This is a genomic window from Halanaerobium sp. MA284_MarDTE_T2 (genome assembly GCF_003337245.1).
Taxonomy (GTDB): domain Bacteria; phylum Bacillota; class Halanaerobiia; order Halanaerobiales; family Halanaerobiaceae; genus QPJE01.
On sequence record NZ_QPJE01000023.1, the window covers coordinates 16,150 to 33,790 of the forward strand.

14 protein-coding genes are annotated in these 17,641 nt (G+C 36.8%); 1 reads left to right on the forward strand and 13 read right to left on the reverse strand.

Annotation, left to right across the window (positions count from 1 at the left end; all coding sequences use genetic code 11):
- Positions 1 to 48: 48 nt before the first annotated feature.
- The 4 genes from rfaE2 to DFR78_RS09420 are packed head-to-tail and all read right to left on the reverse strand — an operon-like array spanning position 49 to position 4,225.
- Entirely contained in the window at positions 49 to 525 is a 477-nt protein-coding gene (rfaE2, locus tag DFR78_RS09405; RefSeq protein ID WP_114458588.1) for a D-glycero-beta-D-manno-heptose 1-phosphate adenylyltransferase, read from the reverse strand.
- Positions 515 to 1,525 carry a bifunctional heptose 7-phosphate kinase/heptose 1-phosphate adenyltransferase gene (locus DFR78_RS09410; RefSeq protein ID WP_114458589.1) on the reverse strand — a complete coding sequence of 337 codons (1,011 nt, stop codon included), beginning with the start codon at positions 1,523 to 1,525 and terminating at the stop codon, positions 515 to 517. Before DFR78_RS09410 ends, rfaE2 begins: the two co-directional genes overlap by 11 nt.
- A 17-nt stretch (positions 1,526 to 1,542) precedes the next feature.
- Positions 1,543 to 2,070, reverse strand: coding sequence for a hypothetical protein (locus DFR78_RS09415; protein ID WP_114458590.1), 528 nt, complete (start codon positions 2,068 to 2,070; stop codon positions 1,543 to 1,545).
- A 22-nt stretch (positions 2,071 to 2,092) separates the two neighbouring features.
- Positions 2,093 to 4,225: a phosphodiester glycosidase family protein gene (locus DFR78_RS09420; protein WP_158531753.1), complete on the reverse strand. Its 2,133-nt coding sequence runs from the start codon at positions 4,223 to 4,225 to the stop codon at positions 2,093 to 2,095.
- Between the two features lie 370 nt (positions 4,226 to 4,595).
- Here DFR78_RS09420 and DFR78_RS09425 point away from each other — a divergent pair, with 370 nt between their 5' ends.
- Positions 4,596 to 6,254, forward strand: coding sequence for a radical SAM protein (locus DFR78_RS09425; RefSeq protein ID WP_114458592.1), 1,659 nt, complete (start codon positions 4,596 to 4,598; stop codon positions 6,252 to 6,254).
- On the opposite strand, the gene DFR78_RS09430 is transcribed toward DFR78_RS09425, so the two are convergent.
- The 9 genes from DFR78_RS09430 to DFR78_RS09470 form a co-directional block, all read right to left on the reverse strand.
- The gene (locus DFR78_RS09430) at positions 6,232 to 7,191 is read right to left on the reverse strand and encodes a D-2-hydroxyacid dehydrogenase (RefSeq protein WP_114458593.1); all 960 of its coding nucleotides are present in this window, start codon (positions 7,189 to 7,191) and stop codon (positions 6,232 to 6,234) included. The two genes, DFR78_RS09425 and DFR78_RS09430, sit on opposite strands and share 23 nt — an antisense overlap.
- Positions 7,192 to 7,284: 93 nt before the next feature.
- A complete protein-coding gene (galU, locus tag DFR78_RS09435; protein ID WP_114458594.1) occupies positions 7,285 to 8,154 on the reverse strand; it encodes a UTP--glucose-1-phosphate uridylyltransferase GalU in 870 nt (289 codons plus the stop codon).
- A gap of 111 nt (positions 8,155 to 8,265) precedes the next feature.
- Positions 8,266 to 10,134, reverse strand: coding sequence for a patatin-like phospholipase family protein (locus DFR78_RS09440; protein WP_158531754.1), 1,869 nt, complete (start codon positions 10,132 to 10,134; stop codon positions 8,266 to 8,268).
- Positions 10,135 to 10,222: 88 nt separating this feature from the next.
- The gene (locus DFR78_RS09445) at positions 10,223 to 11,968 is read right to left on the reverse strand and encodes a phospho-sugar mutase (protein ID WP_114458596.1); all 1,746 of its coding nucleotides are present in this window, start codon (positions 11,966 to 11,968) and stop codon (positions 10,223 to 10,225) included.
- A gap of 174 nt (positions 11,969 to 12,142) precedes the next feature.
- Positions 12,143 to 13,231 (reverse strand): DegT/DnrJ/EryC1/StrS aminotransferase family protein, encoded by a 1,089-nt coding sequence (locus tag DFR78_RS09450; RefSeq protein ID WP_114458597.1) that lies wholly within the window; start codon positions 13,229 to 13,231, stop codon positions 12,143 to 12,145.
- 6 nt (positions 13,232 to 13,237) lie between these two features.
- Positions 13,238 to 14,197 carry a Gfo/Idh/MocA family protein gene (locus DFR78_RS09455; RefSeq protein WP_114458598.1) on the reverse strand — a complete coding sequence of 320 codons (960 nt, stop codon included), beginning with the start codon at positions 14,195 to 14,197 and terminating at the stop codon, positions 13,238 to 13,240.
- Positions 14,198 to 14,212: 15 nt separating this feature from the next.
- Positions 14,213 to 15,019 (reverse strand): acyl-ACP--UDP-N-acetylglucosamine O-acyltransferase, encoded by an 807-nt coding sequence (gene lpxA, locus DFR78_RS09460; RefSeq protein ID WP_114458599.1) that lies wholly within the window; start codon positions 15,017 to 15,019, stop codon positions 14,213 to 14,215.
- A gap of 56 nt (positions 15,020 to 15,075) precedes the next feature.
- Complete coding sequence (locus tag DFR78_RS09465) at positions 15,076 to 15,771, reverse strand: hypothetical protein (RefSeq protein WP_114458600.1); 696 nt, start codon at positions 15,769 to 15,771, stop codon at positions 15,076 to 15,078.
- 67 nt (positions 15,772 to 15,838) lie between these two features.
- Positions 15,839 to 17,500, reverse strand: coding sequence for an LPS export ABC transporter periplasmic protein LptC (locus tag DFR78_RS09470; RefSeq protein ID WP_114458601.1), 1,662 nt, complete (start codon positions 17,498 to 17,500; stop codon positions 15,839 to 15,841).
- Positions 17,501 to 17,641 lie beyond the last annotated feature (141 nt).

A 17,641-nucleotide genomic window follows, 5' to 3' on the forward strand; every position in this document is an offset into this window, starting at 1 on the left:
TTAGGAACAAAATTAAAATTAAAATAATCTGTAGATCAATATTTCTCATCATTTAGTCTGCCTAATCTTTTTAACCAGTTCTGTTGTTGATCTGCCTTTTACCTCTTTAATAAAAACTATCTTCCCCCCATATTCATAGACAGTCTCTGCTTCAGGCAAATCTTCCAGCCTGTAGTCACCGCCTTTTACATAAATCTGTGGTTTCACATCTTCCAGAAGACTCCTGCAGTCCACTTCCGAAAATGGTACAAGAAAATCTATCATATCAAGAGCAGATAATATTTCCATACGTTCTGCTCCTGGTACATAAGGACGATTACTGCCTTTAAGCTTTTTTACTGAACTGTCACTGTTAACTGCCAGTATAAGCTTATCTCCAAGTGAGGCCGCTTTTTTAAGATATCTTATATGACCAACATGAAGAATATCAAAACAACCATTTGTAAAAACAAGCAGTACTCCCTCTGCTTTTAATTTATCTGCTTTTTCTTTTAGTTCATCTCTTGTTAAAATTTCAGCTGACACCCTTAACCACTTCCTTTATCAATTCTTCCGGAGTAACAACTGCCACTCCACTTTTTCGCACCACAATACCGGCTGCAGTATTAGCAATATTAACAGCCTCCTTCACCTCTGCTCCAGAAGCAAGGGCCAGAATAAGAGTGCCTACAACGGTATCTCCGGCTCCAGTTACATCAAAAACTTCTGTAAAATTAGCTGCCGGTATATGAAAAATTTCATCTCCAGGAGAGAACAGGGTCATCCCTTCTCCTCCTTGTGTAATCAGCAGATATTTAAGCTCAAGTTTATCGCGCAGCTTTAAACCTGCTCCTTCTACCTCAGCCTGTGATTTGAGAACTTTACCACAGGCTGCAGAAGCTTCTTCCAGATTGGGAGTAGCAATACTTGCTCCTTTAAATCCAGATAAATTGTAGCGGCTGTCAACTGCCGTCATAACCTGATTTTGTTCTCCCAGATTGATCAGCCTCTGTGTCAGTTCACTACTGAAAAGTCCATTACCATAATCAGAAAACAAAATTCCATTAACCGAATTTATATTATTTTCTACATATCTATATATCTTTTCAGAAAGTTTTCCTGAAATCGGATCAGTCACAAGGTGATCTATACGTACAACCTGCTGTCTTACCACCTGGTCTCCACCGGCAAGAATTCTGGTTTTTTCTGCAGTGGGTCTTTTTTTGTCCTGAAGAACACCATCTGTCTTTATGTTCCGATTTTGAAGTTCTTTTTTTAGAGCTTTTCCGATTAGATCACTGCCTATAACTCCAATTAAATTAACGCCACCACCAAGGCTGGAAATATTGCTAGCAGCATTGGCACCACCACCCGGAAGAATCTTTTCATTTTTCTGCCTCAATATAAGCACCGGAGCCTCCCTGGAAAGCCGCTCCGGATCTCCAATAATAAATTTGTCAGCTATAAGATCACCAATTACCATAATCTCCTGCTGAGAAAAAGATTTAATATATTTTATCAGTATTTCTGTATCAAAATCTGACATTTTACTATAAATTCCTCCTAAAGTTTAACTTCAAGTCCCAGATTAACTACATCTTCATCAAGATCCCAGTAGAGGTTTCCCAGTCCGATAATAAAACTGCTCCTGCGGGTCATCGGAACAGACATTCCTCCCCGGTAATATGCATGGTTATCCAGATCTTCATCTATAAAATAATAGGTTTCCCAAAAAAAATTGTTGCCTGAATAAAGTGTGCTGGCAGAAACACCGATCGCTTTGCCAAAATCTATTCCATCGGCTTCATCTGTAAAAAGAAGGTGGGCATCAATTCTATAGGTTTGCCTCATCACAGCATTTAAACCAAATAAACAGCCAGCATGAAAATCATCGCCATCATATCCCAGAGTAAAACCAGCGGTATTTCCATTATTCATTCCAAAATCAGCATCAAGCTGAAGTATATCTATATCTGAAGAATCTCCAGAAACCGTATATTCCACAGCCCGAAGATCTGCAGCTTTTCCCACAATTGAAAACATCAAAAGCAGAATTATAGTTAATAAAACAATATGTCTTTTTTTGAGCATTAATATCTCTCCCTATTTTTATTTATCTATATTTATCTATCAGAAGCCCGTTACTTATTAATCTTTTCTCATTGGGGTTATTCATAGTAAATCCCCGGATTACCATTCTGGCAGAACCGCCTCCATCAAGGTTCACAGCATCTTCTGCACCAAGCCACTTCAAAAGATCTGCCATTTCCTCAAGTGTCATACCAATACTAAAATCTGGCTGTCTGCCATCTACAGTCACCAGCATAAGCTGATTTTTAGAATTTACCCCGAGTGCAGTTCTGGGAGCTCTTCCCAGCAGAATATCATTCTGAAATTTTTCTTCAGAACCGGTAATATCTATTTCACCATTTTTTAAAAGGCGTGGTCCACCGGCAAGTGCATGAACAATATTGTTCTCCTCAAAATCCGGTGAAAATTTATGGTTTAATTTTATATCAATACCAATTATATTATACAATATACTATCAAGTCCTACAAATTTTTTATCAATTCTCAGTACAAAACCATCTGGTGGAATAAGATTTTTGCTTCCCTCCTCTTTTTCCAAACCGATAATTTTACCTTTTCTAATTACTATATCGATCATTCCTTTTTTTAGAGGGGGAACTCTGTCATCATAGTAATTATTATAAATTACAGCTTCTTCAGCCTTTGGTTCTCTGTTGATCCCGCTGAGTTTAATTTTTCGGCCGTCAGCAAATACAGCATTCCCCTCCCACTCTACCTGAGAAATAGATGCTTCTCCATCTTTATTGAAGAGAACAGCGGTTCTGCTGCTGATAGGTTCACTTATAAGCTCACCATCCAGGTACAGCAGTCCCAATGGACGTCCGGAATAATGAAAATAACCTCCATTGACTCCAGCAAGAGCACCTTTTTCTTTCACAATATCGGCCAGATCTTCCCTGCCTGCAACTACACCACGGGCCAGCACCGGCTTTATTTTTAGATTCTGGTTTTTAAGATTCATTTCAACAGCAGTTATAATACGCGGGCCATACCATGTCATCTGTCTGATCTCCCTGAACTTTAAACCTGAGGTTACATTTGCTGTAAACTTAACCTCTGTATCAACTATCTTTCGGATATCCTTAAATTCAGCATCAGGATAATAGTGTTCTATTATCTCCTTATAAGAAAAATCTGCCTGTGCAAGTGGTACTATACCTGCTTTGGGCCTCATAACATTTCTTTTTCTCCCGTAGTCTTCATTAGTATATAAGCTGCCGTTTTTGGTCAGTATAATACCTTTTGTAGATTCAGCTGCAGAAAGAAATTCTTCCACAATAGAACCATCTCTAAACTCTTTTATATTTTCCAGCAGTGATCCCTGACTAGCAATCATATGAAGAACATAACTTCTATAGATAATTGACTGTGCTTTGAGAGCCTCACCAGGAGCATTTTTAGCCATATTAAGCTGCAGGAAATGAGCTGTAAGGTATTCTATATCCAGTTCATATAACATCAGCACACCTGAATTTAAAGTTCTAAACTGAAAATCTCCTTTTAGAGAAATGCCATTAACATTGAAGATACCGGAGATATTAAGCCGCTCATCGGTTTTTATTCTATTTCCTCTGGCAGTATATAAAGCAGCTCTATTATCTAGTATTCCACTCATATTTTTATTTACATCCAACTGCGAAAACTGTTTGAGCCAGACCTGCCATCCATCTTTTTTAAGTTTTTGCACATCTGGAGCAGCAGACTGCTTACTGGAATATCTGCCGACCATAATTTTATATAAGTTTCCTTCATTATTTATATGAACATCATTATATCCCTGTTCATAAAGTTTATTTTTCATTTTTTCTGCTTTGTTTTTGTCGGAAGAAGCAAAAACCTGTATAGAGCAGTAAGGTTTTTGCTGTGAGATATTTCTTCTACTTACAAAAAACAACTTTTCTTTGTCAAGCTGATATATTTTTTCTCCTGTATATGAATCTTTTAGAAAACTATCTTCTAAAACTTCAATTTCAATTTTGGAAGATGTACTAAAAACTGGTATGTATATTTTTCTTTCTGCCTCAATAAAATCTCTTATTCCACGTGAAAAAAACTCCTCTGCAGCTGCCGGTATAGTCAAAAAATCCTGCATAAAAACTGCAATCAGGAATATAATAATAAGACCATATCTTAATGAAAAATTTCTTTTATTCAAAACATTCATCTCCTATTTTTGAGAAATGAGGCACAATTTCTTCTATATCAATATATTTTATCTTAATATCTTATTTCCTGCCTGAATTTTGAAAAATTTTTGTTATTTGGTTTAAAAACTTCAAAATTCCTGCCTCATCCTATTTAGCAGCTTAATTTAAAAAATTAGAAAAAATTTTTCCTAAATTATTTTACGATAAATCTGCAGTTTATGATAAAATAGACAGTACAAATCGATTAATTAAGTAAATTAAAGGGAAATTTAAGCCGGATTTAAGCAGAAAACAGTATATAAAAAAATAAAGCATTATAAACAATACAAAATATTTTAATCTAATTAAATTAATCAAATTTAAAGTAAAGGTGATTTTATGGATAATTACAAAATCAAAGCAGCAGTTATAGACGGTTATCTGGATGAGCCTTCATGTCTAGGAGTTCCTCCATATATTTCTCCCCATGTCCGCTACCTCTGGGGTGCTCTTATTGATGCCGGACTGGACAGAGAAAAAATGACTTATATTACAATAGATGATTTTAGAAATAAAAAAGAATATTATTTTGAAGAGCTGGAGAATTACGATATTCTGATAGTCACCGCAGGTACAACAGTACCGGGCCATTATATGGGAGGCAAACCCGCTTCTGCTGCAGAAATAGAAGAAATCTCAAAAAAGGTATTTTATCCAACCAGAGTACTGGGAGGACCTATCACACTGATAAAAAACATGACAGAACGTTTTGAAAAAAATTATGATATTATTAGTGCTGAAATAACAGCGGCTGATATTTATCAGCGCCTTAAAGACACTAAAATAAAAACTGCAAACTTTGCTGAAATGATAGACAGATGGTCTGTGCTGGGGGCTGAAGTTGTCAGAAATCATCCTTTTTATCCAAATTTAATGGCAGAAATAGAAACTTTTCGGGGCTGCCCCCGGACCAGTCACTGTACCTTCTGCAGTGAACGACTCAAAAAAATAAGATACAGCAGAAATGCTGCCGGTATCGCAGAAGAAATAAGAGCTCTGGCAGAAAATGGTATCCATCATTTCCGACTTGGAAGTCAGACAGATCTGCTTCTTTATGGAGCAGAAACTTCTTCTGGAAAATTTATTCCAGCATCAGAAAAAATACTTGATCTCTATCAGGGGATCAGATCAGCCGATCCTGAGTTAAAAGTACTGCACATGGATAATATTAATCCGGCTACAATTGCACACTATCCAAAAATATCATCCAGAATACTGGAAATAATAACTAAGTACAATACAGCCGGTGATATAGCAGCATTTGGAGTGGAATCTGCAGATCCACTTGTACTGAAAAAAAATAATATAGACACAACAGTAGAGGAAAGTATTAAAGCTATTAAAATAGTCAATCAAATTGGAGGTAGGCGGGAAGATGGAATTCCTAAACTGCTTCCAGGAATTAACTTTCTGCACGGCCTGATCGGAGAAAGGAAAGAAACATTTGCATATAATTTTAATTATCTCAAAAAAATACTGGATATGGGATTAATGCTGCGCAGAATAAATATCAGGCAGGTGTTCAGGCTGGGCAGCTATCCTGAAGTAAAATACAGCCAGGGAAAGTTTATAAACTACAAGAAAAAGGTAAACGAAGAGATAAACAAAGTAATGCTGCAGAGAGTTTTCCCTTATGGTACTGAAATTAAAGACCTTTATGTAGATCAGAGGAAAGGCAATTTAACTTTTGCCAGACAGCTGGCAAGCTACCCCATTCTGGTTGGTATACCCGGCCACCTCACCGAAGATAAAATAGAACGGGCTAAGGTAGTTGATCACGGCTACAGATCAATTACAGCACTAAAATGGCCAAAAAAAATAGATGACTACAAACTATATGAGCTGGAAGCAGTTCCAGGTATAGGGAGCAAAAGGGCTGCCAGAATAATAGCTGAACAGCCCCGCAATATAAATCAACTCAAATCAATTATAGGAGAAAATCTCCCCATTGGAGATATTTCCAGCTGGTTTATCTTTAATAACCAAGCTGATAATTAATTATATTTATCAATTCTCTATCATTTACAAATCTATCGATATTTGAAGTAAAAACTTCTACGGCACGTTTATTGTAATCTGGAAATAGCCCACCTACATGTGGAGTTAAAATTAGATTTTCTTTATCATAAAGGGGAGAGTCTTCAGGTAGTGGTTCTTCCCTGTATACATCAAGGGCCGCTCCGGCAATAACTCCATCTTTAAGTGCCTGAATCAAATCTTCTTCTACCACAACTTCTCCTCTGGCAATATTTATAAAATAGGCCGAATCCTTCATAAGTGCAAAAAGCCTCTGGTTAAACATATCTCTGGTCTCTTCTGTAAGTGGAACTGCTGCAACAGTAAAGTCTGCTTCTACCAGCCTTTTTTCCAGTTTATCAGCTGAATATACTTTATCAAAACCTTCTGGAACAATGGACGGGTCGCGCTTGATGCCGATTATCTCCATACCAAAGGCAGCTGCTCTAACAGCAATAGCAGTTCCCACAGCACCTGTTCCCACTATAAGAAGCTTTTTATCTCTCAAAATATCAACTTTCAGCTTATCCCATATATGTTCCTGCTGCTGTTTAAAAAAATCTTTAAACCTGCGGCTGAAGGCTATTAGATAACCTACAACCTGTTCACCTAAAGAATCCACATGTATACCACTCATATTTGTCAGCACAATATCTTTTTCCTGCAGAAGCGGCTTTATACTGTCAGAAAGAAGTCCATCCAAACCTGCAGACCAGCTCTGTATCCACTTTAATTTTTCTGCCTTTTCTATAACTTCTTTTTCGGAAAAACTGCCTACACAAACCATAATATCTGTATCAACAATCTCCTGCAGCTGTTTATCTTTTTCTTCTGCAATAACCACCTCAGCATCCGGAAGCTCCTGTTTAATCTTTTTTATATATTTCTCATTTAAATCTAATACTGACATTATTTTCATTACATAAACCCTCCCTCTACTTTACTACTCAATAATTTTTTAATTTATTTATATTTATTCTGTTTTGCCCAACTATATCCTGCTTATTTATGCTTAAAAATTATCTACTACCTTTTTTAAATAATCAGCAAATTCTTCTTTAAACTCTTTTCTCCTCAGTGCAAAATCAACTGTCGCCTTTAGAAAACCCATTTTATTACCCACATCATACCTCTGTCCTTCAAAATCATAGGCATAGATTTTCTTTCTGGACAATAGAGTTTTTAATGCATCTGTCAGCTGAATTTCGCCTCCACGTCCGGGAGGTGTATTTTCTATAATCGGGAAAATATCCGGAGTAATAATATAACGGCCCAAAATGGCAAGTTCTGAAGGTGCTTCTTCAACAGAAGGTTTTTCTATCAGATCTTCAGCAAGATAGAGATCCCCATCTTTCTGGCTGAAATCAACAATTCCATATTTACACACATCTCTGTGCGGAACTGTCTGACAGCCAAGCACAGGGCTCTCCGTTTTTTCGTAAATTTCTATCAACTGCTTTATAGCTGGGATTTTGGAATAAATAACATCATCTCCCAGCAGAACTGCAAATGGATCATTTCCCACAAAAGTTTTAGCACAATAGATGGCATGTCCGAGGCCTTTTGCCTCTTTCTGGCGCACTGTATGTACCCTGATCATGCTGGAAATTTTTCTGACTGTTGTCAGCATTTCATCTTTATCCTGTTTTTCTAAAGCCATCTCAAGCTCAGCACATTTATCAAAATGATCTTCTATCGACTGCTTGTTGCGGGCTGTAATTAAAAGGATATCTTCTATACCTGCCTCTACTGCTTCTTCAACAATATACTGTATTGTCGGTTTGTCAACTATGGGCAGCATTTCTTTTGGCTGTGCTTTAGTGGCAGGTAAAAATCTGGTTCCCCAACCTGCAGCTGGAATTACTGCTTTTGTGACTTTCATTATATCACACTCCTAAATTTTTTTATTTGTTTTATCTATTTAATTTGTTCTATTAATGTTCAACATATAATTATTTAAGTTTATTCCACAACAAACATTTTAACAATCAAATTAAAATTTGTAACCTAATTCCACTCCAAACCTTTCATCTTCTCTGTCAAAATCATAGGCTGTATAAATATCCAGCTCTATCGGCTTAAGTCCCAGCAGATAAAGTTTTGAATTAACACCTATTCCGGCAGCTGAGGCAGTATCACCTTCACCATCTTTATAATAATCTGCAATAAGATAAGCACCTATATTTGTCATTTGAAATACCTGCAGCAGTTCAAATGGTTCACTTAAACGGTAATTATAATTAAAATTTACTGCTGATTGAAATTCCGCCTCAAAATCATCCAGATCCCGCCCTCTATAAATTACAGGAGAAGGTAAAATATCGCTGCTGTTGTAAACCAGCCTGGTTTCAATTCCCCAGGCTCTGCTGAAATCATAATTTATATAGTGAGAAGAAAGTATTTCACTTTCTGATTCATCTTTCAAAAATATTATATCATTTTCTGTCTGCCATTCAATTTTTTTCCCTTCTTCTCTAAAATCAGCTCCAAACAGGTAATATTCCTCATCCATGCGGCGGCCTTCCCCAAAACCAAAGTTAAATCTTTCCCCAAAATATTTTATTTCTCCCTCATAATCATCTTCCGTATCAGAATCATAATCATTGCTGTAGCTGAAGAAAAAATCAAGCTGTTCTGTCATTTTAGCAAAGCGAAAAAAAGCTTCATAGCCGCTGTCAAATCCATCCTTTTCTAAAACGCCTAAAGATAAATTTTTATTTTTAAATTCAAGTCCTGTCTGAAAATCATTCAGCGGTGAGCGCAACATTTCCTGCTTAAATATAGAGTGATCACGTCCATAATAAAGCAAAAACTCCAGATCTTTCCCCTGGGTTACAAATCTATCGTATTCCAGATCACGCAGTGAACCTGAAATATTATAATGTTTCCGTGGTATATAATCAACAGTTGTTACCCCTTTTTTTGCCAGCTCTGCTTTAATCTCCGGCATCATATCAACTGCTGTTTCATAACCAATCTGTATAAATTTTTCTGCCATATTAAAGTCCATAAAAGAATAGTCTCCGACATCACATTCAATTACAATATCTGCATATCTATTTATTATCTGTGTAGAATGCTTCTTCTGTATTATGTTGAGAAACCTGCCGGCTGAACGGGAAGCTGAACCATAATCTTCCAGATCAAAATTATCAAATGATGTTGTAGCAATAACTATATCTGCTCCCAGCAGGGAGGCGGCTTTTGCCGGTGTGGCCTCCAATATGCCGGCATCAATAAAATAATCTTCTCCTTTTGAATGTATAGGAAAATAAAATGGAATGGAATAAGAGCTCTGAATCTCTTCTGATATTCTACCACTTGTTGCAAGATATTTTTTTCCTTCTGACAGATTAAAACTCAAAAGGGCTGCCGGTACCGGAAAATCCTCCAACCTTTTATTGGGCGATATTCTCTCAAGAAAAAGATTAACTTTTTCTGTATCCAGCAGTGAGCCTCCTCCAGATATACCTATATTAAGCAGGTCTACAAAAGGAGTGCTGCTTATAATATCAGTCATCTGATCAACAGGCAGTCCACCACCATAGATAACACTTACAATAGCTCCCATACTTGTACCTACCAAAAAGTCTATCGGTATTCCATTCTCTCTTAGCGCTTTTACTATACCAAAATTTACTATCGCCCGGGCTCCACCACCGGAAAGTGCAAGACCAACTACAGGCCGATTTTTGCCGGATATCCTTTCCTGAAATTGAAGATAATTTTCTACAAGATATGATTCATCTCCATAAACAATTTCTGTAATATCAGATAGATCTTCAGCTGCAAATGCTGGGTGAACTAACAACAGGAATACAGCTGCTGTTATAAATATTAAGAGGTTAATTTTCAGCTTCAATTTTGACCCCCTTTTAAAATAAAATCCTGTTAAAGAAGGGAACAGTAATTTACTGCTCCCCTGCAAAAATATTATATTTCAGAGACAATTAAAAGCTTTGAATTATTTTATTTATCTCATCCATAACTTTATTGCTTAGTTCTTCCAGTGCTTTTTCTGCTTTACTGGCATTTTTCTCCCTTACCGCAAAATAAAGCTTCAATTTAGGTTCAGTTCCAGAAGGACGAATTGTTATTTTTGCATCACCCTCCAGTAGGTACTGAAGCACATTGGATTTGGGCAGTTCTATTGTTTCTACTTTTCCATCTTTATGATAAACTGTTTTACTCTGTTTGTAGTCTCTGCTAACCAAAACACCTCTGCCGCCCAGATTTTCCGGGCTCTTTTCGCGGAAAGCTGCAATAGTTTTTTCTATTTTTTCCTGTCCCTCTTTTCCTTCCAGGCGTATTGATTGAAGGTCTTCTTTAAAATATCCATATTTTTCCCTCAGTTCCTTTAGCCTATCCAACAGGCTCAATCCTTTTTCTTTATAGTGTAAAGCTGCTAGAGCAACAAGGGCAGCTGCAATAACAGCATCCTTATCTCTGGCGTGTTTCCCTATTAAATAACCCAAACTTTCTTCAAATCCAAGTATAAATTCTTTTTCTCCACTTTCTTCAAATTCTGTTATCTTTTCGCCAATAAATTTAAACCCTGTCAGCACATCCATAACTTCCACATTATAATCTGCTGCAATCTCTCTTACCATCTCTGTAGAAACAATTGTTTTAATAATAACTCCATTATCAGGCAGTTCTCCCTTTTCTTTCATTCTTTTAAGCAGATAATCCGCAAAAAGAACACCTGTTTCGTTTCCATTTAGAGCTTTATAGCTCCCATCTGCATCTTTAACAGCAGGAGCCATCCTATCACAGTCCGGGTCTGTTGCAATAATCAAATCAGCCTCTTCTTTTTTTGCCAGATTAACAGCCATCTCAAATGCTGAAAAGTCTTCAGGATTGGGGCTTTCCACTGTAGAGAATTCAGGATCTGCTTCTGCCTGCTTTTCAACAACACTTAAATTGCTGAAGCCCAACCTCTTAAGTAGGCTGCACACTGGTATATTACCTGTTCCATGCAGTGGTGTAAAGACTATTTTTAGATCTTTTCCATGTTCTTCTGCAAGTTCTTTATCCGGAAGAGACTTTAAAATCTCTTCTTCAAAGCGCTGATCGATATTATTACCTATATAATTCAAAAGCTTCTGAGATTCTGCTTCCTCTGATTCTATCCTTTTTACAAGAGAAAAATCATCGATTTCTTCTATTTCTGCAATAATATCTCTTGCTCTATTCGGTACTACCTGACCTCCATCTTCCCAGTAAACCTTATAGCCGTTATATTCGGGAGGATTATGACTTGCAGTAATTACAATTCCTCCCACAGCGTTAAGTTCTCTCACTGCAAAGGAAAGCTCCGGAGTAGGTCTGAGATCTTTAAAAAGATATGTTTTTATTCCATTTCCCGCCAGAACAAGTGCAGCTTCAAGAGAAAATTCAGCTGAATTGCGGCGTGAATCATAGGCGATTACAACACCTCTTTCTCTACCGTTATCACTGTAATTTATTATATAATTAGCTAATCCCTGTGTAGCCTTTCTTACTGTATATTTATTAATTCTATTGGTGCCAGCTCCCATTTTTCCCCTCATACCACCGGTTCCAAAATCCAGATTTTTATAAAAACGATCTTCTATTTCCTCTTCATTATCTTTGATAGCTTCAAGTTCTTTTTTTGTATTTTCATCAAAATAATCGCTTACCAGCCAGTCACGATATCTGGACATATAATTCAAAATTGATCAACTCCTTTGTTGATAATCTGATCTAAAATTTCTCTAATCGATCAGCGCAGACTATAGAAATTATTATACCACAAAAAAAAATTATTATAAAGCTGCTGGCTTTTCCTCATCTTTATCTGTTTAAATTTAGTTTAGATTTTAATTTACCTTAGTGCTGAACTTCTCTCAACTTCTATAATTTTTCACTGCCTCTACAATTTGTTCTAATTCAGCATCACTTAATGCTGGATGTACCGGGAGAGAGATTACCTCTTCTGCAGCCTTTTCTGCCTCTGCAAATTTAAGTTCAGCACAGCCCAGTTTTTTATAATAAGGCTGTTTGTTTACAGTTAATGGATAATGAATTCCATAACCAATTCCTTTTTCTGTTAAATAATCAGCAAATCTATCTCTATCCTTAACTCTAACAGTATACTGATGGTAAACATGTTTTCTTTTTTCCGGAACTGTTGGTGTTTTAATCCAGTCAAGTTCGGAAAATTCCTGATCAAAAAGGGCGGCATTTTCTATACGGCTTATATTAAATTCCGGCAGCTTCTCCAGCTGAGCCAATCCAACCGCTGCCGCAATATTGGTCATTCTAAAATTATACCCCAGCCGATCATGATAATACTTTTCTTTCTGTCCGTGATTAATAATACTGGCTGCTTTATTATAAATTTTTTCACTATCAGTGAGAACTATACCACCTTCACCTGTTGTCATATTTTTAGTTGGATAAAAACTGAAGATGGAGGCATCACCAAAAGTACCCACTCGTTTCCCTTTATATTCTGCACCATGTGACTGTGCACAGTCTTCTATTAAAATAAGATTGTATTTTTCTACCAGCTCCATAATGCGGTCCATATCACAGCTGAGTCCGTAGAGATGCACGATTAAAACTGCTGAAATTTCTGGATCAGATTGGAGTTTGAGCTCCAGCTTATCTGCATCAATATTATATGTTGCTGGGTTTATATCCACAAATACCGGTTCTGCTCCTGTATAAAGAATAGAATTACTGCTTGCAATAAAGGTAAAAGGAGTTGTTGCAACCTTATCTCCTTCTTTTATTCCCGCAGCCAGCAGAGCAGTGTGCAGTGCTGCTGTACCACTTGAAGTTGCTGTACCATATCTGCTGCCGATAAATTCTGCAAATCTTTGTGAGAAATCTTTCACATACCTGCCTGAAGCCAGCATTCCGCTGTCCATAACCTCCAGAACTCTGCTTTTTTCTGCTCCTGTAATTACCGGTTTTGCAATCGGTATCATATATATCTAGTCCTTCCTGTAAATCTGATTCTGTATTTTTTTTGTCAGCCGCAAAGCCTCAAGCCCATCTGAACCATTTATAAGTGGGCGTGTCTCGTTTTTTACGGCACAGATAAAATGATTCAGCTGTGCTTTGAGGGGTTCTTCTTCATCAGAAAATATCTCTTCAAGTTCATTTTCCTGCTGATAGTTGTTATCATGAACAAGTCCACCTCTTCTGGTTACAATTACCTTTCTCTGCATATAATCCAGCTCTACATAGGACTTCATGGTGGTTATGCTCAGCTTTCTTACTTTTTTGTGGGTGGCTCTGCTTGCTGTCAGGGTTGCAATAACTCCATCTGACATAAGTATATTTGCCACAGCATAATCTATCAGCTTATCTGATTTAACTACCCTGCCAAATCCCTGCACATCTTTTATATCTCCTTCTATTAAGGAGTTAACCACATCGATATCGTGAATCATCAGATCCTGAATTACGTCTGTATCATCTATACGCGGATCATATGGCCCCATCCGCTGCACATCAAGTGCAATTATATCTTCATCTTCCAAAATTCCCGGCAGAGCCTGAATAGCAGGATTAAATCTTTCAATATGGCCCACCTGTACTGTTAAATTCTTATCTTTCGCCATAGAAAGTATCTCTTCTGCCTGGTCTACTTCACTTGTTATCGGCTTTTCTATAAGTATATGTATACCTCTTTTTACTGCTTCCACCGCTATATTGTAGTGGGTCGATGTTGGAGTAGCAATATTTACTGCATCTACTTCTGCAAGCAGGTCTTCCAGACTGGAAAAGGATTTAACCCCATAGCTCTGAGCCGTATCATCTGCTCTTTTGCTGTCTATATCATAAATTCCAATCAGATTACATACATGTTTTAAAGATGCATATGCTCTAACATGGTTTATTCCCATACTCCCTACACCGATAACTCCAACTTTTATCCTGTCCTTCATTGTTCTCCTCCTTATTTACCTGCATATACCTCTGGTGCTGCTTCTTATAAATCTAATAAAATGCTCTATTTCTTCACTGGTTTTCAGCACCTGGTCCATCTTAATTAAAGCTTTTTCTGTACTCAGTCCTGAATCATAGAGTATTTTATACGCCTTTACAATCTCTTGTTTTAAGCTTTCATCAACCTTCTTTTTGCGCAGGTCACTGAAATTTACTCCAACTACCTGAGCTGGATGTCCACTTGCTTCTATATATGGAGGTATATCTTTTACAACTTTGGAATGTGTATTGACCCGGGCCAGCTCTCCTATATGGACAAATTGGTGTACACCAACAATAGATTCCAGCGTAGCATCATTTTCTATCACTACATGTCCAGAAAGATTGGTACAGTTTCCGAGAGTAATGTTATTGCTCAAAATACAGTCATGTGCTATATGTGAATATGACTTAAAGTAGTTTCCATTTCCGATTCTGGTCTCTCCTCCTCCATCAACTGTTCCTCTATGTACTGTAACAAACTCTCTAAAACAATTTCCATCTCCTATAAATACATGGGTTTTTTCTCCATCATAATCCAAATGCTGTGGAGGAAGACCAATAGAACAGCCATTATAAATTCTGTTATCCGCACCTATCCTGGTCCAGCCATCTATATGTACACTTGCACCGATAGACACATTACTGCCAATCTTTACATCTGCACCAATAACTGTATATGGCCCTATTTCTACACCAGCTGCAAGCTCTGCTTCTGGAGAAACAACTGCAGAGGGATGTATATTTATATTTCTGCGCGGTCTAAAATTTTTTCTCGGCAAATATAAAACTCCTTCCTGCTGCTGTAAACTTAATAAATACGTAAATCAAACTTCAACTATAATTTATATTTAAATTTTATGGATATCTTTTTAGCAAATTTATCTGTACTATCAGATCGACTGTTATGGAGCTGTCTTTCCACCTGAAATTTAGTATCAATATCTAAATCGGAATTAATCTTCCAGCCCCAGCTGATTCCAACCCTGTCTTTATTATAGTCCTTATCCTTATCATTATAATATTTTGTCCACTGCTTTTGCAAAAATATTTCATAATCGTGTTTTTCATTGAGAGAAAACTGCCAGCTGTAATTGATTCTGGCGATATGATATGATTTAATCTCTGATTTAGTATAGTCTTTATCTCTCAGCATAATTTTTATTCTGTTCCTCAGTCCTTCTTTTAAATAAAAAGTATAATTTCCCTCTATTTTATAGGAAATATTATCATATGCTGATTTTATATCATATTCTCGTTCATAGCGCTCAAACTTTAGATAATAATATTCATAAGGAGCCAGCTTCTGCTTATATTTAAGCCACTGCTTATTATAGCGGAGATAATCCACAAAATTCTCATCCCGGGGATAATCCCAGTCAGAATTTCCCGGATCTGTATATAGCCTGTCTCCTGATTCAAAACTGCCGCTTATTTCTGGTTTATAACCTCCGGCCGACACATGTGAAGGATATACGAAAATAACAGCTACTACAGCCAGACTAAAACAATAGATTAAAAAGTTCTTTTTCACAGAAAATCACCCTTTTTTTACATACTTCTAGTAAAAGGTAATAATTTCCTGCAAAATATTTACAATTTTATATCTCTATTCCAAATAAGTAATTACCATCTATAAACTCATAGCCGACAAAAAACTTAAAACAATCTTCCACTTTTGTTATCTTTGCTGTGATTTCATCCCATTTTTCGGTCTCTATTTTATATGCTGCATCAGCACTCAACTGCCACGAAGACTGAGGCAGATCTGATGGAATATTAAGCGTCATACCCGGCCGAATAAAAGTTTCTTCATCTTCCCTGTCATCAGGCAGTGGAGAAGTACCGCTTACTTCCATTTTATCAAAAAACAACCTTGTATTTAACCTCATCCTGTTTTTAAATTTTCTGCTGTGGGTAAAACCTGTATAAAGATTAAAGATGTGGTAGTTCTCATAATCACCTTCATAATTGTGAAATCTGTAATTATGTCGCAAATGATATCTTAAATTTCCAATCAGCTTATAGCTGTAGTTCATATTTATTCTGCCAACCTGTTTATTGAGCCGAACACCACCATTTTCTACCTCACCAAATCCAACTGATGTAGTAATACCTTTAACCAAAGTAGGAAAATACAAGTCCAGAAATGGATAATAGTTGTAATCTTCCCCATCAACATATTTTAAGTTCCATCTAATTTTGTGCATAGAGGAATTAAGCACATATAACTCCTTAACCAGTCCATCTTCATTATATTCCTGACGCATACGTCCCCGCAGTCCGGGCAGATATGTCTGACTATATGTTAATAGGTAGCGGCGCTCATCTGCCAGCAGATCCTCTCCTATACCACCAGATATAGATAAACTGTTTTTTCTGTAATTTAAGGTGCTAAAAAATTCCTCATCATGTTCATCAACTTCCTCATCATCACTGTCATATATGTAAAGATATTTGTACCTATTTTGCCAGCTTAGATTATCAGTTATCTGATATTTATTTATAAATTCGCGGGTGTCTTCATCATCACCTGCCTGCCAGTAATAAATATTACCACTGTTTTTTTCGCTTGTCTGATATGGATAGGAAAACTCTACTGTCATGCCCTTCCCTGATTCATAACCGATCTGAGGTATAGGCATCGCATCTTTAAATTCCCCTTCTCCGTCTTCAGAATAATTATATTCTGCTGCATAATAGGGTAGATAAAAGGCAGGAACTTTACCTATATATGTGACTATATGGTGAAGAGTAATTGTTTTATCAGGATGTACCCTTATTTCTTTTGCTTTAAAATGGTAGTGAGGTTTTTCTCTAATACACGGTGTAAATTCTCCATCTGTCATATTGAGCTCCAGGGGTGATACAGCAGTTATATTTAACTTTTTGCTGCCAAAATTAAGCTCTCCCAGGCTGCTTTCTGCTCCATAGATTGTACCTTTTTCTTCTTCATAATTGTACTCCATACTCTCTCCTGTAACTTTCTGACTACCTGAGATAAGCACAACTTTCACCGGTGAAATAATCAATTTCTTCTCAGAATCAACTTTCAGACGCTCTGATAGTATTGAAAATTCCTCAGAGGAAAAAACTGCATTCCCACTAACAATCATCTCTGCTTTCTGCTGTGAAAAAATTATTTCATCCCCTTTTATTGTATAATCTTCTTCTGCCGAAACACTGCCATTTACAAAAACAAGCAGGGCTGTAACAGTTATTATGTAAGCTGCATTTTTAATTATGTTTTTGGATAAATTCATAAAGTTTATTTCTCCTATTTCAGCTCTAAATAAAGTTTTATAATTTAATAGAGTAGGACCAGCCTTTCAGCTGGGACCCCTCGTCAAACTGCACGTACGGTTCTCCCGTATACAGCTTTCCGTCAGTCGTTGCCCCGTCTC

Bases quoted from the DNA above. Each gene is read 5' to 3' on its own strand.
- galU (WP_114458594.1), bottom strand. From the start codon at position 8,154: ATGAAAGTCACAAAAGCAGTAATTCCAGCTGCAGGTTGGGGAACCAGA.
- DFR78_RS09455 (WP_114458598.1), bottom strand. From the start codon at position 14,197: ATGAAGGACAGGATAAAAGTTGGAGTTATCGGTGTAGGGAGTATGGGA.
- DFR78_RS09410 (WP_114458589.1), bottom strand. From the start codon at position 1,525: ATGTCAGATTTTGATACAGAAATACTGATAAAATATATTAAATCTTTT.
- DFR78_RS09415 (WP_114458590.1), bottom strand. From the start codon at position 2,070: ATGCTCAAAAAAAGACATATTGTTTTATTAACTATAATTCTGCTTTTG.
- DFR78_RS09470 (WP_114458601.1), bottom strand. From the start codon at position 17,500: ATGAATTTATCCAAAAACATAATTAAAAATGCAGCTTACATAATAACT.
- DFR78_RS09450 (WP_114458597.1), bottom strand. From the start codon at position 13,231: ATGATACCGATTGCAAAACCGGTAATTACAGGAGCAGAAAAAAGCAGA.
- DFR78_RS09425 (WP_114458592.1), top strand. From the start codon at position 4,596: ATGGATAATTACAAAATCAAAGCAGCAGTTATAGACGGTTATCTGGAT.
- DFR78_RS09430 (WP_114458593.1), bottom strand. From the start codon at position 7,191: ATGAAAATAATGTCAGTATTAGATTTAAATGAGAAATATATAAAAAAG.